Source organism: Terrabacter sp. MAHUQ-38 (genome assembly GCF_014518425.1).
Taxonomy (GTDB): domain Bacteria; phylum Actinomycetota; class Actinomycetes; order Actinomycetales; family Dermatophilaceae; genus Terrabacter.
Window position 1 is genome coordinate 304,311 of record NZ_JACVCU010000003.1, and the last position, 14,324, is coordinate 318,634.

The 14,324-nt window shown below is 71.3% G+C and carries 12 protein-coding genes and 1 pseudogene; 4 read left to right on the top strand and 9 right to left on the bottom strand.

From position 1 onward, the window contains the following. Nucleotides 1-11: 11 nt before the first annotated feature. From rsmA to metG, 4 genes are all read right to left on the bottom strand, one after another. Complete coding sequence (gene rsmA / locus H9I49_RS12480; protein ID WP_188030704.1) at nucleotides 12-935, bottom strand: 16S rRNA (adenine(1518)-N(6)/adenine(1519)-N(6))-dimethyltransferase RsmA; 924 nt, start codon at nucleotides 933-935, stop codon at nucleotides 12-14. Between the two features lie 131 nt (nucleotides 936-1,066). Continuing rightward, nucleotides 1,067-2,203 (bottom strand): resuscitation-promoting factor, encoded by a 1,137-nt coding sequence (locus H9I49_RS12485; protein WP_188030705.1) that lies wholly within the window; start codon nucleotides 2,201-2,203, stop codon nucleotides 1,067-1,069. 184 nt (nucleotides 2,204-2,387) lie between these two features. Next, nucleotides 2,388-3,269 carry a TatD family hydrolase gene (locus tag H9I49_RS12490; RefSeq protein WP_188030706.1) on the bottom strand — a complete coding sequence of 294 codons (882 nt, stop codon included), beginning with the start codon at nucleotides 3,267-3,269 and terminating at the stop codon, nucleotides 2,388-2,390. Continuing rightward, nucleotides 3,266-5,101: a methionine--tRNA ligase gene (gene metG / locus H9I49_RS12495; RefSeq protein ID WP_188030707.1), complete on the bottom strand. Its 1,836-nt coding sequence runs from the start codon at nucleotides 5,099-5,101 to the stop codon at nucleotides 3,266-3,268. The genes H9I49_RS12490 and metG overlap by 4 nt, the downstream gene beginning before the upstream one ends. A gap of 126 nt (nucleotides 5,102-5,227) precedes the next feature. Between metG and H9I49_RS12500 the strand changes: the two genes are divergently transcribed. Beyond that, nucleotides 5,228-5,659: an SRPBCC domain-containing protein gene (locus tag H9I49_RS12500; RefSeq protein ID WP_188030708.1), complete on the top strand. Its 432-nt coding sequence runs from the start codon at nucleotides 5,228-5,230 to the stop codon at nucleotides 5,657-5,659. A gap of 78 nt (nucleotides 5,660-5,737) precedes the next feature. Here the strand turns inward: H9I49_RS12500 and H9I49_RS12505 are convergent, their stop codons facing one another. The 4 genes and pseudogenes from H9I49_RS12505 to H9I49_RS12515 form a co-directional block, all read right to left on the bottom strand. Beyond that, entirely contained in the window at nucleotides 5,738-6,163 is a 426-nt protein-coding gene (locus H9I49_RS12505; RefSeq protein WP_188030709.1) for an OsmC family protein, read from the bottom strand. Between the two features lie 119 nt (nucleotides 6,164-6,282). Beyond that, nucleotides 6,283-7,113, bottom strand: coding sequence for a 16S rRNA (cytidine(1402)-2'-O)-methyltransferase (gene rsmI / locus H9I49_RS23935; RefSeq protein ID WP_255523968.1), 831 nt, complete (start codon nucleotides 7,111-7,113; stop codon nucleotides 6,283-6,285). Between the two features lie 339 nt (nucleotides 7,114-7,452). Further along, nucleotides 7,453-8,622 (bottom strand): annotated as a pseudogene (locus tag H9I49_RS24200) (DUF222 domain-containing protein); the annotation flags it as partial. Further along, nucleotides 8,561-8,983: a hypothetical protein gene (locus H9I49_RS12515; protein ID WP_188030711.1), complete on the bottom strand. Its 423-nt coding sequence runs from the start codon at nucleotides 8,981-8,983 to the stop codon at nucleotides 8,561-8,563. The gene H9I49_RS12515 and the pseudogene H9I49_RS24200, both read right to left, overlap by 62 nt. Nucleotides 8,984-9,089: 106 nt before the next feature. Between H9I49_RS12515 and ppc the strand changes: the two genes are divergently transcribed. Next, nucleotides 9,090-11,927, top strand: coding sequence for a phosphoenolpyruvate carboxylase (ppc, locus tag H9I49_RS12520; RefSeq protein WP_188030712.1), 2,838 nt, complete (start codon nucleotides 9,090-9,092; stop codon nucleotides 11,925-11,927). A 39-nt stretch (nucleotides 11,928-11,966) separates the two neighbouring features. Here the strand turns inward: ppc and H9I49_RS12525 are convergent, their stop codons facing one another. Next, nucleotides 11,967-12,947 carry a YafY family protein gene (locus tag H9I49_RS12525; protein WP_188030713.1) on the bottom strand — a complete coding sequence of 327 codons (981 nt, stop codon included), beginning with the start codon at nucleotides 12,945-12,947 and terminating at the stop codon, nucleotides 11,967-11,969. Nucleotides 12,948-13,008: 61 nt separating this feature from the next. Here H9I49_RS12525 and H9I49_RS12530 point away from each other — a divergent pair, with 61 nt between their 5' ends. Both H9I49_RS12530 and H9I49_RS12535 read left to right on the top strand, forming a co-directional pair. Continuing rightward, nucleotides 13,009-13,584 (top strand): DinB family protein, encoded by a 576-nt coding sequence (locus H9I49_RS12530; RefSeq protein WP_223128655.1) that lies wholly within the window; start codon nucleotides 13,009-13,011, stop codon nucleotides 13,582-13,584. 16 nt (nucleotides 13,585-13,600) lie between these two features. Further along, nucleotides 13,601-14,209, top strand: a complete 609-nt coding sequence (locus H9I49_RS12535; protein WP_188030714.1) for a DinB family protein — start codon at nucleotides 13,601-13,603, stop codon at nucleotides 14,207-14,209. Nucleotides 14,210-14,324: the final 115 nt, after the last annotated feature.

The window sequence follows — 14,324 nt, forward strand, 5'->3', positions numbered from 1 at the left end:
TCCCGGTCCGGTTAGTCCTGATGGCGCCGACGACGCACGCGCGGCTCGGCGGCGGCGCCGGTGGGGCGGGCCTCGGCGATGCGGGCGAAGGTCGTGATGTCGAGCTGCTCGCCCCGCGTCCGCGGGTCGACGCCTGCGGTGACGAGCGCCTCCTCGGCCCGGTCGGGCGAGCCGGCCCACGATGCAAGGGCGCCCCGAAGCGTCTTGCGCCGCTGGAGGAAGGCCGCGTCGATGCACCGGAACACCTCCTCGCGGCTCGCGGTCGTCTTCGGAGGCTTGCGACGACGCATTGACACGAGGCCCGAGTCGACGTTGGGGGCCGGCCAGAAGACGTTGCGCCCGACGCGTCCAGCGAGCTCGACGTCGGCGTACCACGCCGCCTTCAGGCTCGGGACGCCGTAGATCTTGGAGCCGGGCTTGGCGGCCAGGCGCTCGGCCACCTCGAGCTGCACCATGACGAGCACGCGCTCGATCGACGGGAACTGCTGGAGGAAGGACAGTACGACCGGGACCGAGATGTTGTACGGGAGGTTCGCGACGAGTGCCGTCGGGTCCGCGCCCGGGAGCTTCGTGACGGTGAGGGCGTCGGCGGCGACGAGGCGAAGCCGGTCGACGTTGTCGGGCTGGAGAGAGCGGACGGTCTGCTCGAGCGCCCCCGCGAGCCGCGGGTCGACCTCGACGGCCGTGACGGACTTGACGACGGGCAGCAGGGCGAGGGTGAGGGAGCCGAGCCCGGGGCCGACCTCCACGACGACGTCGTCCGGGCCGACGCCGGCGACGCGGACGATCTTTCGCACGGTGTTGGCGTCGACGACGAAGTTCTGGCCCCACTGCTTCGTCGGCCGCACCTCGAGCCGCTCGGCCAGCTCGCGCACCTGCGCCGGGCCGAGGAGCGCGGCGTCGTCGGCCTGCGGCGCGGCGTGCTTCTTCGTCATGCGTTCACCCTATGGCGCGACGGGTGGGCTCGCCGCGGGCCGCCGCCCCGACGTCCCGTCGATGCCTGGGCGGACGCGAGAGCCCCCGACCGCGTGCGGTCGGGGGCCTCTGGCGGATGCCGGGTGTGCGCTCAGCCACAGCTCCACTGCGACGTGCCGTTGTCGTCGTAGGCGCGGTTGGCCACGGTGATCTGCTGCTCGCGCGAGGCGAGGTCGGCGCGCGACGCGAAGTCGCCGCCACCGTAGGCGAGCCACGTCGAGGTGAGGAACTGCAGGCCGCCGTAGTAGCCGTTGCCGGTGTTGATGTGCCAGTCGCCCCCGGACTCGCACTGGGCGATCTGGTCCCACATCGCTGCACGGGCCAGGTTGATGCCGGCACCGGAGCTCGAGCCACTGTCGCTCGTCGTGGTGGTCCTGGTCGTCGTCGCTGCCGGCCGCTCCTTCGTGCCGACGAGCAGGATCCGGTCGACCGGCTGCTTGGTGACCTTCGAGGAGATCTCCTTGGTGGACACGACCTTGCCGTCGACGACCGTCGTGCGGACGGTGACGACACGCTGACCGTCGACTCCGGCGCGCGAGACCTTCGTCTGGTCGGTGTAGAGGTCGTTGGTCTTCTTCTTCGTCGTGCCGTGGGCGATCGACTCGGTGACCTTCTTGTCCTTGGTCCGGACGCGCTGCACGACGACCTTGACGCCCGAGGTGAGGCGGGTCGTGACCGGCGGGTTGACCTTGTCGGTCTTCGCGAGGCGCACTCCGAGCTGGGTCAGGGCCTCACCGACGGTCGCGGCGGCGACGGTCTTGGTCGTCGTCTTGCCGTCGGCGGTGACCGTGACGGCCTTGGGCGTGACGATCGTGAGCGTGAGGCCCTGTCGACCGATCGTCTGCGAACGCGACACCGACAGGCGGGCGCCCTCGCCACGCAGGCCGAGCGCGAGCAGGGCGCCGTCGACCGTGGTCTCGGTCGTGCGCAGCGTGCGCGTCTTGCCATCGACGGTGAGGGTCAGCAGGCGGGCGTACTTCACGGTGACCGTGTCACCGTCGCTGATGGCGGTGCCGGCCGCGGGGACGACGACGTCGCCCTCCTTGACCGCGATGCCTTGGCTGTCGAGCACGTCACCGACGGTGGAGCCGAAGACGTGGGCGGTGGTGGCCTTGCCGTCCACCGACAGGTTGACAGTCTTGTCGAGCTGCGCCGCGCCGACTGCACCACCGGTGAGGACGACGGCTGCGCCAGCGGCGGCCAGGATCTTGGCATTGCGAGAAATCAAAGCACTCCGAACGTCGTAAGACCCGGGTGCGACGCGCTCTCGATCCGTCCGCCTCACGTCGTCGGGAGGAGGTCGATGCGGGGTAGCAACCGGCCAACAGTCGTCCACAGTGACCGATCAATGACGGAAAGGTCAAATTTCGATAACGACGGCCGGTGTCGTTGGACCCCCGATCAGCCGTGCGCTATGCGGTTTGCACCAGACGCTCTGCACCCCATGGTCCATAGACCCGTTCGCTGTTCTCGGACACGGCGCGGCACAGGGACGGGACGTCGATGTTGAGGACGCCGGCCATCGCGCGGATCGTGACCGGCACGAGAAACGAGGCGTTCGTGGCCCCCCGGTGCGGGGCCGGGGCGAGGTAGGGCGCGTCGGTCTCGACGAGCAGCCGGTCGAGGGGGATCGCGGTCAGCGCGTCGCGCAGGTCGCGGGCGTTCTTGAACGTCACGGTGCCGGCGAAGCTGAGGTAGTAGCCGCGTTCGACGCACTCGCGCGCCATGGTGAGGTCACCGGAGAAGCAGTGCAGGACCGTGTGCTCCGGCGCGCCCTCCTCCTCGAGGATGCGCAGCACGTCGGCGTGCGCGTCACGGTCGTGGATCTGGAGCGCCTTGCCGAGCCGCTTGGCCAGGTCGATGTGCCACCGGAAGCCGTCCTGCTGGACGGGCACTCCCTCGGGGCCGGTGCGGAAGTAGTCGAGGCCGGTCTCGCCGATGACCCGGACGCGGTCGTGCCCGGCACACCGCTCGACCTCGGCGTACGCCTCCTCCAGCTTCCCGGCGGCGGCGAGGCGAGGAACCTCGTTGGGGTGCAAGGCGATTCCGCCGACGAGCGCATCGTGTCGCTCGATCGCGTCCATGGTGAAACGGATGCCGTCGAGGTCGCAGCCGACCTGCACGAGACGCGTCACACCGACCGCACGGGCGCGCTCGATCGCGTCGGCGACGTCGAACGGCTCGTCGCCATCGCGCGTGATGTCGAGGTGCACGTGGTTGTCGACGACGTCGATGGGCAGCGGGTCGGGCAGGCGCTCCGGCAGACCGCGCTGCCCCGAAGCTTGAGGGCTCATGCGCTCTGGGCGGGGTCGGACGTGCCGGGGTCGGCGAGCCGCCGCCGCTCGTCCTCGATGACCTGCTCGGGGTCGAGCTTGACGAACACGCCGGTCGGCTTGGCGATCGGGGTGCCCACGATGACCGGCCGTGACCCCCAGGTCGGGGTGGCGGTGTACTCCCCGGTGATGACCGGGTAGCACCGCGAGTCGTCGTCGAGGTCGCGGACCGTCTCGAGGCGAGGCATCGGCATGAACTCGCCCTCGCCACCGAGCACCGCGTGGACCCGGTTGGCGGCATGCGGGAGGAACGGTGAGATGAGCGTGTTGATGTCCGAGACGGCCTGGGCCAGGGTGTGCAGCACCGTGGCGAGACGCTCACGCTGGTCGTCGCCCTTGAGCTTGAACGGCTCAGTCTTCGAGACGTACGCGTTGGCCTCGCCGACCACGCGCATGACCTCCGCGAGCGCCGCCTTCTGGCGGTGGCGCCCGAGTGAGGCACCCACGGTCTCGAACGCACCCCGCACGGTCGCGAGCAGCTCCTCGTCGACGGGCTCGGCGGCATACGGCTGCGGGATCTCACCGAAGTTCTTCGCGATCATCGCGGCGGTGCGGTTGACGAGGTTGCCCCAGCCGGCGACGAGCTCGCTGTTGTTGCGCTGGACGAACTCCGCCCACGAGAAGTCGGCGTCCTGGCTCTCCGGGCCGGCGGCGCAGATGAAGTAGCGGATCGGGTCGGGGCCGTAGCGCGCGACGATGTCCTGCACGTAGATCACGTGCTTGCGGCTCGTCGAGAACTGCTTGCCCTCGAGCGTCATGAACTCGCTCGCGACGACCTCGGTCGGGAGGTTGAGGGTGCCGTACTCCCCCGGCTCGCCGCCCTTGTCGCCCCGGCCTGCGTAGCCGAGCAGCTCCGCCGGCCAGATCTGGCTGTGGAAGGTGATGTTGTCCTTGCCCTGGAAGTAGTAGGACACGGCTTCGGGGTCGTTCCACCACTCGCGCCAGCGGTCCTCGTGGCCTGGGCCGAGCCGGCGGGCCCACTCGATCGAGGCCGAGAGATAGCCGATGACGGCGTCGAACCACACGTAGAGGCGCTTGGACGGGTTGTCCTCCCAGCCCTTGAGCGGGATCGGGATGCCCCAGTCGATGTCGCGCGTCATGGCGCGCGGCCGGACGTCCTTGAGGAGGTTCTTGGAGAACTTGATGACGTTGGGGCGCCAGGTGCCGGACGCCTCGCGGCCGTCGAGCCACTCGGAGAGCGCGCGGGCGAGGGCCGGCAGGTCGAGGAAGAAGTGCTGGGTCTCGATGAACTCCGGAGTCTCCCCGTTGATCTTGCTGCGCGGGTCGATGAGCTCCTCGGCGTCGAGCTGGTTGCCGCAGTTGTCGCACTGGTCGCCGCGCGCCTCGGGGAAGCCGCAGATCGGGCACGTGCCCTCGATGTAGCGGTCGGGCAGCGTGCGGCCCGTCGAGGGGCTGATGGCACCCTTCGTCGTCTGCTCGATCATGTAGCCGTTGGCGTGGACCTGGCGGAACATCTCCTGCACGACCGCGTAGTGGTTGCGTGTCGTCGTGCGGGTGAAGAGGTCGTAGGACAGTCCGAGGTCCGTGAGGTCCTGGGCGATGACGGCGTTGTACTTGTCGACGAGCTCCTGCGGCGTCAGGCCCTCCTCCTCGGCCAGCACGAGGATCGGCGTGCCGTGCTCGTCGGTGCCGGAGACCATGAGGACGTCGTGCCCGGCCATCCGCATGTACCTGCTGAAGACGTCGGAGGGAACGCCGAAACCGGCCACGTGGCCGATGTGGCGCGGGCCGTTGGTGTACGGCCAGGCGACGGCAGACAGGACATTGCTCATGGCGAGCAATCCTAGGCGGGCGGGACCGCCCCCCGCGCACGAGTATGCCCTCGCGCAGGGCCGTCCTGTCGCTGCCCGATCGGCCACCTTCTGGCGGAAGGGCGCCGCGGCGAGTAGGACTGAGGGATGACTGGACACATCGCACGCGCAGAGGTCATCGTCGACGCGAAGCCGAACGCCGTCTGGGACGCCTTGACGGACCCGGAGCAGGTCAGGGCGTGGATGGTCGGCACCACCGTGACGACCGACTGGCAGGCGGGCAGCCCCATCACCTGGCAGGGCGAGATGAACGGGAAGCCGTACGAGGACAAGGGCGAGGTGCTCGAGGCCGAGGCGCCGAGCCGGCTGTCGATGACGCACTACAGCCCGCTCATGGGCCAGGAGGACCGGCCCGAGAACTACCACACGGTGACCTACACACTCACTCCGACGAGGGACGGCCGCACCACGGTGGCGCTCGAGCAGGACGGCAACGAGTCCGCCGAGCAGGCGGAGCAGTTCTCGCAGAACTGGCAGAGCATGCTCGAGTCGCTCAAGCAGACTGCCGAGAAGTCCTGACCCGCAAGGGAGTCCGCCCGAAGCCTGAGTATGCCGCCCAGCTCGCTGGACGGCATACTCGGGCTCGGACGACTGGGGTCAGGCCAGTCGCGCCTCGAGCGAGATCGGGACCGCCTTGAGCGCCTGGCTCACCGGGCAGTTCACCTTCGCGTCCTCGGCCGCGGCCTGGAAGTCCTCGGCCGACATGCCCGGCACGTCACCCACGACGGAGAGCTTGATCTCGGTGATGCCCGTCCCGGGGACGAACGTCACCGCGGCCGTGGTGTCGAGGCTCGTCGGCGGGGTGCCGGCCTTGGCGAGACCGTTGGAGAACGCCATCGAGAAGCACGACGAGTGCGCGGCAGCGATGAGCTCCTCGGGGCTGGTCTTGCCGTTCGGCTCCTCCGTGCGCGCGGGCCAGCTGACGTCGTAGGTGCCGATGCCGGAGCTCTCGAGGGTGACCTGTCCGCCACCTTCGAAGAGCGAGCCCTCCCAGTGCGTGGTGGCGGTGCGAGTGGCGGCCATGGGTTCTCCTTCGCTGCAAGGGACGTCGCGGAGACGGGGCCGCGACGAGGTACCCGCCCAGCCTTGTCGCGATCCCCGGTCGACACAAGCCCGGCTCGCCCCTCGACCGGGCCGGCTGGTCAGCGCGCGGCGAGCGACGCGTCGTACAGCGCCTTCTTCGACAGGCCGGTGTGCGCGGACACGTCGGCCGCGACGTCCTTGAGCCGCTCCCCCGCCTCGACGCGCTGCCGTATGCCGGCCACGGCGTCCTCGAGGGACGGTGCCACCCGCTCAGCTCCCGCCACGACGATGGTGATCTCGCCCTTGACGCCGGCCTCGGCCCACTCGGCAAGCTCGGTCAGGGTGCCGCGACGCACCTCCTCGTAGGTCTTCGTGAGCTCCCGGCAGACAGCCGCGCGCCGGTCGGCGCCGAACGCGTCGCGCATCGCGGCCAGCGTGTCGGCGAGGCGGTGCGGAGCCTCGAAGAACACGATGGTGCGCCGTTCGTCCGCGACGTCGGCGAGCACCCGGGCCCGCTCACCCGGCTTGCGTGGCAGGAAGCCGTCGAAGCAGAAGCGGTCGACGGGAAGTCCTGACACGGCCAGTGCCATGAGCACTGCGCTCGGACCGGGGACGCACGTGACGCGGACGTCGGCCTCGACGGCAGCGGCGACGAGGCGGTAGCCGGGATCCGACACCGACGGCATCCCGGCATCGGTGACGACGACGACTCTCGCGCCCATGCCGAGTCGTTCGACGAGCTCGGGCGTGCGGGCTGCCTCGTTGTGCTCGTGGTAGCTGACGACCGAGCCGGACGGGGTGACGCCGAGATCGGCCAGGAGGCGACGGAGACGGCGAGTGTCCTCGGCGGCGACGATGTCGGCCGTCGCGAGCTCGTCGGCGAGCCGTGGGGCGGCGTCCCGGGGGTCGCCGATGGGGGTGGCGGCCAGGACGAGGGTGCCGGTGCTCATGGCGTCATCCTCGCAGGCGCCGGCCCGTCGCCATCGTCCTCGACTCCGCACGTGCGCACCCTGCTGCGAATGCCGCACCACCTCGGCCCTGCCGTGGCTCACGTCAGTCAGGCGGCGAGCATGAGCGAGAGGGCGCGTTCGAGCGGGCTGTCCATGGTGCCGGGCGGCAAGCCGGGGAGCAGCGGTGGCGCGGTCGAGCGATATCGGTGCCCGGTCGGGGGTCGTCGTCTCAACGGTGTGCGGGGCGCCCAGGTTTGGCCGGCCCGGATCTTGGGCGCTTCGGAGCCGACCGGGTGGGGCGATGGTGCGGGCGATCCGGCCGGGCAGCGTCTTGGTGTGGTTGCACCGCACGCACAGGCCCTGCCCGTTGTCGGCGCTGGTCGGGCCGCCGTCGGCGTGGTCGGTCACATGGTCGACGTGCCGGACCGGCGCGTCGCACCACGCGGTGCGGCAGACCCCGGCGTCGCGGGTGAGCAGGCAGCGGCGTAGCCCGCCGTCGAAGGTGCGCCGCGTCGAGTCCATCGCGACCAGCGCCCCCGCTGACGGGGTGGGTGTAGAGCCGCCGCAGCCATACGCTCGCTTGCGAGAGCCCTGCGGTCCGCGGTCGCTGGTCGCACCCATCGCGCCGGTCGCGCCGGTCGCGCCGGTCGCGCCGGTCGCGCCGGTCGCGCCGTTGAGGCCCGCGCGGTCCGTGGGGGTCGGGGGCGTGAGCAGGGCCCGGGCCCAGGCGGCCGGGACGGTGCCGTAGCCGGGAATCTGCGCCGGCGTCTCGCCGTGCCCGTCAATGCGACCATCACGGGGCCTGTCACCGTGCCTGGCGCCGAGCAGGGCCCGGTCGGTGATCACGAGCTGGATCTCGACCGGGACCGCGTCCGCGGTGGCCTGACCGGTCAGGCGGGTGACGAACGTGTCGGCCATGACCTGCCCTTGCCGCGCTCGTCCCCGCTCGCGGGCGGTGCCGGCCGCGACAGTGAGCGCGGCGTGCGCGGCCACGGCCTGCGCGACCGGCAGCAGCGCGGTCACGTATGCCATCGTGTCCGGCGCGGGGCGGATGGTGACCCGACGGTCGGCCCGCGCCCGAGCGGCCCGCGACATCACCGATGCCGCGTCGATCCGGTAGGCGACCGCCCGCACCCGCCGGGTCAGCTCCTTGTCCCCCAGCCCGCCGACCTGTTCGCCGAGCACTCCGGCGATCTCGGCGTCGACGAGGGTGCGCTGCTCGCTCGTCAGGGTCGCGGTCTCCCGGACGATGAGCTGGGCGCGCCACTCACTGAGGCGCCCGGCCGTCAGCGCCGCCAGCGTGTGCGGCATCTCCCGGGTCAACGCCAAGGCCAGCCCGACATGCTGCGCGCCGCGCACCGGCGACTCGTGCCGCGCCAACGCGACCTGAGCCGCCAGCCCGGTCACTGCCCGGGGTCGCCGCCTGAAGCGGATCGCCGAGACGCCCTCACCACCGCCGGCATCGTTCGCCGAGTCGCCCAGCCAGAGATTCCGCCCGCGCCTGGTCACGCGCGGCCCGCCAGCCCTCGAAGTCGCCCGAGTCCGAACACTCCCGCGCTCGCTCCCGCCATGCCTGTGCGACGTGCTCCTGCGAGTCGACGAACGCCGCCGTCACGCGCGCCTGCGCGGCGGCCGCCGCGGCCTTGACCCGCTCCAAGGCGGCCAGCTGGTCGATCCGGTCCGCATCGGACACCGCCCCGACGTCAGCCGGCTCGCCGTCAGCCGGCCCGCCGTCAGCCCGCACGTCCCGCCCGACCAGCGACAGCGCCGACACGAGAGCTTCCAAGCCCTCTGTCGTCGCCAGCGCCGATGATCCGAACATGTGTTCGATTCTATGCCAGAATGGACAGAACGGGAAGGGCTCATACACGGCCCAAACCCGATGTGCGGCCGCATGGCTGTCCACTATTCGAAACTCACGTTTCCCATGCTGGACCAGAAATCACGCCGAAACCTCCACGCGGTACGACAGGACCATGACCATCTCGGGACAGACCTCGACCGAGCAGCTGCTGGCGGCAGACCGACGCGAGCCGAACGCCGCGACGTTCGCAGCGGGCGTCTCATCGGCCCAGCAGCACACTGCGCTGCGCGCTTCCGTCCGCCAGCTCGGGGCGCTCCTGGGCGAGGCGCTCGAGCGGCACGAGGGCGCGGAGCTGCTGGCCCTCGTCGAGCGCGTCCGCAGCCTCGCGCGCCAGCCGAGCGACGACGACCTGCGTTCGACCCTCGCGAGCGTCGACGCGAAGACGGCCGTGGTCCTGGCCCGGGCGTTCACCGCGTACTTCCAGCTCGTCAACGTCACCGAGCAGCTGCACCGGTGGCAGGAGGTGACGGCGGTCCGCGAAGGCCCCCTCGCCGCCGCTGTCGGACGCATCGGCGAGGCGCTGGACGACGGCAGCGTCGACCGCGACCTCGTCAGCTCGGTCCTCTCGCGTCTCGAGTACCGCCCCGTCTTCACGGCTCACCCGACCGAGGCCACCCGTCGCTCCGTCATCGACCTGCTGCGCCGGATCGCCGACACCGTGCAGACCCTCGAGGACCCCCGCAGCGCGCCGGCTGACCAGCCGCGGCTCGAGCGCCGCCTGGCCGAGCTCGTCGACCTCGTCTGGCAGACCGACGAGCTGCGCATCCAGCGGCCGGAGCCGACCGACGAGGCGCGCACGGCCATCTACTACCTCAACACGCTCGCATCGCGGGTCGTCCCCGAGCTGCTCGCCGAGCTCGACCGCTCGCTCGCGACCATCGGCCTCGAGCTGCCGCCCGGCGCCCGCCCGCTCCGCTTCGGGGCCTGGGCAGGCGGGGACCGCGACGGCAACCCGAACGTCACCCCGCAGGTGACGCTCGAGGTCATCGGCCTGCAGCACGACGCAGGCCTGCGCGCCCTCATCGCCCACGTCGAGAACCTCCTGGCCGAGCTGTCCCCCTCGACCCGGGTCGTCGAGGTGACCGACGAGCTGAGCCGGAGCCTCGCGGCCGACGCCGAGGCCCTGCCCGTCACCTACGACGCGCTCAAGCGCCTGAACGCCGAGGAGCCATACCGCCTCAAGCTGAGCTTCGTACGCGTCCGCCTGCAGCGCACCCGCGACCGGCTGGCCAACGGCACCGCGCACGAGCCCGGCCGCGACTACGCCGGGTTCGACGAGCTGATGACCGACCTCGCCCTGGTCCGTGACTCCATGCTCGCGGGCGGCGACGAGCTCACCGGCAACGGCTCGATCCTGCGCCTCATCCGCACCGCGACCACCGTCGGCCTCGGCCTCGCGACGCTCGACATCCGCGAGCACAGCGGCAAGCACCACGAGGCCCTCGCCGACCTCTACGACCGCCTGGGCGAGCTGGACACGGCATACGGCGACCTCGACCGCCCGGCACGCACGGCGCTGCTGTCCCGCGAGCTCGCGTCGCGCCGGCCGCTGACCGGCAGCCGGGCCGCCGACCTCGGCCAGGCGGCCACCGCCTCGCTCTCGCTGCTGCACGCGATCCGCACGGCTCTCGACACGTACGGCCCAGAGACCGTCGAGACGTACATCGTGTCGATGACGCACGACATCGACGACGTGTTCGCGGTCGTCGTCCTCGCCCGTGAGGCCGGTCTCGTCGACACCGGCTCCGACACCCACGAGGCGACGGCTCGCATCGGCTTCGCGCCCCTCTTCGAGACGGTGGCCGAGCTCGAGGCCGCGGGTCCCCTCCTCGACGCGCTGCTGAGCGACCCGGCCTACCGCCGGGTCGTCGCGGCGCGCGGCGACGTGCAGGAGATCATGCTCGGCTACTCCGACTCGTCGAAGGACGCCGGAATCGCCGCGTCGCAGTGGCAGATCCACCGCGCCCAGCGGGCGCTGCGTGACGTGGCCCGCCGGCACGGCGTCGTGCTGCGGCTCTTCCACGGCCGGGGCGGCTCGGTCGGGCGGGGTGGCGGTCCCACCGGCGAGGCCATCCTGTCGCAGCCCTACGGCAGTCTCGACGGGCCGATCAAGATCACCGAGCAGGGCGAGGTCCTGAGCGACAAGTACACCCTCCCCGGCCTCGCCCGCTTCAACCTCGAGGTCGCCCTCGCGGCGGTGCTCGAGGCGTCGGTGCTGCACCGCAACTCCCTTCTCCCGAAAGACGTCCTCGACAGCTGGAACGGCACGATGGACCTTGTCGCCGGCCGCGGCCAGGACACCTACCGCAGCCTGGTGCGCGACCCCGGCCTCGTCCCGTTCTTCGTCTCGGCCACGCCCGTCGACGAGCTCGGCAAGATGAACATCGGCTCGCGCCCCGCCAAGCGACCCGGCGGCGCCGGTGGCCTCGAGGACCTGCGCGCCATACCCTGGGTCTTCGGCTGGACCCAGTCGCGCATCATCCTGCCGGGCTGGTTCGGCGTCGGCTCCGGTCTCGCCGCCGCCCGGGAGGACGGCCGCGAGGAGACCCTGCGCGAGATGTACGGCTCGTGGGCGTTCTTCCGCACGTTCCTGTCCAACGTCCAGATGACGCTCGCCAAGACCGACCTCGAGATCGCCGCCGGCTACGTCGACGAGCTCGTGCCGCCGGAGGTCGCGGGGCTCTTCGACACGATCCGTGAGGAGCACGCCCGCACGCTCGAGGAGGTGCTGCGCGTCACCGGCCAGTCAGAGCTGCTCGAGTCGGCGCCGACGCTGCGCCGCACGCTCGAGCTGCGCGACAGCTACCTCGCGCCGCTCCACGCCCTGCAGACCTCGCTCCTCGCCCGGTCACGCTCCGTGCCTGACGAGGCCGAGCCGGACGCCGACGTGCAGCGCGCGCTGCTGCTCACCATCAACGGCATCGCCGCGGGCCTGCGCAACACCGGCTGAGGGCGTATGCCGTCCGGTCGGCTCGCGCCCACACGCGCGTCAGTCGCCGGCCGGGTCTCCGATCGCCCGAAGCATCCGCCGCGCCTGCTCACGCATCGTGTCGCGCAGCTCCGGTGGGTCGAGCACCGTCATCTCCCACGGCAGCGCGCCGATGTGCATCGCCATCGCACCGAGGTGGTTGCCACCGGCTTCGAGGATGCACCGCGAGCGGCCGTCGGCGGTCACCGTGCCGACCGACGGCGGGATGTGCTTCTCCACCAACGACTTCGGCGCTTCGATGCGAACGCGCGCCACGTGGTCGTAGGCGTCGCGGGAGATCGAGCGCCGCACATACTCGACCGCGTCCGGCGCCTCGCGAGGTGTGAACCGCCACCCCCGCGCCTCCGCGTCGGTCATCCGGTCGAGCCGGAACGTGCGCCAGTCGTCGCGGTCGAGGTCGTAGGCGAGCAGGTACCAGCGACGTCCGGTGGCGACCAGGCGGTAGGGCTCGACGCGGCGCTCCCCGGAACCGCGCGGACCGGCATACGCGAAGGTGACCCGTTCGGTCTCGCGGACCGCTCGGGCCAACACGAGCAGGGTCGACGCGTCGACCGGTGAGGCTGCGCCGTCGAGGGTCACGGTCGCCTCGTGGATCGCCTCGACCTGCGAGCGCAACCGGGCGGGGAGCACCTGGTCCAGCTTCGCGAGAGTGCGCACCGCCGCCTCGCCGAGCCCCTCCACCGTGCCGCCCGCGGCGAGCCGAAGACAGACGGCGATGGCGACCGCCTCGGTGTCGTCGAGCAGCAGCGGCGGCAGGCGGCGCCCCGCCCCCAGCTGGTAGCCCCCGCCGGCCCCGTGTGCGGCGTTGACCGGGTAGCCGAGCTCGCGCAGGCGCTCGACGTCGCGCCGCACGCTGCGTGTCGTGACATCGAGGCGCTCCGCGAGCTCCGTGCCGCTCCAGACGGGTCGGCTCTGGAGGAGGTCGAGCAGCCGCAGGACGCGGGCCGTCGTGCCGGTGGTGCTCTCGGGCGTCGAGGACATGTCACGAGTGTGGCAGCCTCTGCGGACAGTTTCTGTCCTATATGGGTGCCACGATCGACTCATGACACAGACGCAGACCACCATCGACTGGACCCGAGTCGTCGTCGAGCAGGCCGACTGGCACTGGACACACCAGCTCCGTCCGCGCTTCGAGGGACTGACCGACGAGGAGTACCTCTGGGAGCCGACCCCCGGAGCCTGGAACGTGCACCCGCGCGGCCAGGGCATCACCGAGATCCAAGGCGGCAGCGGCGAGCTCACCATCGACTTCGCCTATCCCGAGCCCGTCCCCGCCCCGGTCACGACGATCGCCTGGCGTCTCGCGCACCTCATCGTCGGCGTCCTCGGCGCACGCTCGCACAGCCACTTCGGCGGGCCCGAGGCCGACTACCAGACGTTCGCCTACGCCGGCACGGCCTCCGAGGCCCTCGCCCAGATCGACGCCGCCTATGCCGCGTGGTTCGGAGGCGTGCGCACCTGGGACGTGGACGCCCTGGCCGAGCCGTGCGGTCCGGCGGAAGGACCGTTTGCCGAGTACTCCCGCGCCGAGCTCGTCCTGCACATCAACCGCGAGCTCATCCACCACGGTGCGGAGATCTCCCTGCTCCGTGACCTCTACGCCCACCGCAACGACTGAGAGAGCGAGAACCACCATGGCAGCACAGGTCCCACCCGTCGCCGACGAGCGCGAGAGCCTCATCGCCTACATCGACCAGCAGCGCGACGCGTTCGTCTCGGTCGCCTACGGCCTGACCGAGGAGCAGATCCGACTCGCGCCCACGGCAGGCACGCTGACGATCGGCGGGCTCATCAAGCACGTGACGCACTGTGAGCGCGGCTGGACCGAGCGGATGGCGGCTGCACCCGCGGCGCCGGCGCCTCCAGAGACGTCCGTCGAAGAGCAGGCCGAGGCCTACGGCAGCGACTTCGTCGTCACCGACGACGACACCCTCGAGTCCCTTCTCGCCGCTCTTGCCGCGCAGGGAGACGTGACCCGCGAGGTGCTGCGGCGGGCGGATCTCGGCGCACCGGTGCCGGTGCCGCGCGACGCGCCATGGTTCCCGAAGGACATCGACGCCTGGTCGGTGCGGTGGGTCGCCATGCACCTCGTCGAGGAGCTCGCGCGGCACGCGGGGCACGCCGACATCGTCCGCGAGTCGATCGACCGCGCCACGATGTACGAGCTCGTCGCCGGCCGTGAGGGCTGGCCCGAGACACCGTGGCTCAGGCCGTGGCGGCCGACGGCGGCGGCGACCGTCTGACGCGAGAAGCATTGCAGGACAAAGGCGAAGGGCCCTTGGGAGTATGAGTCTCAAGGGCCCTTCTGGTTGATCGGTCGATGGTGACGCTCCCGATCGACATCTCGTCGTCTCCGGT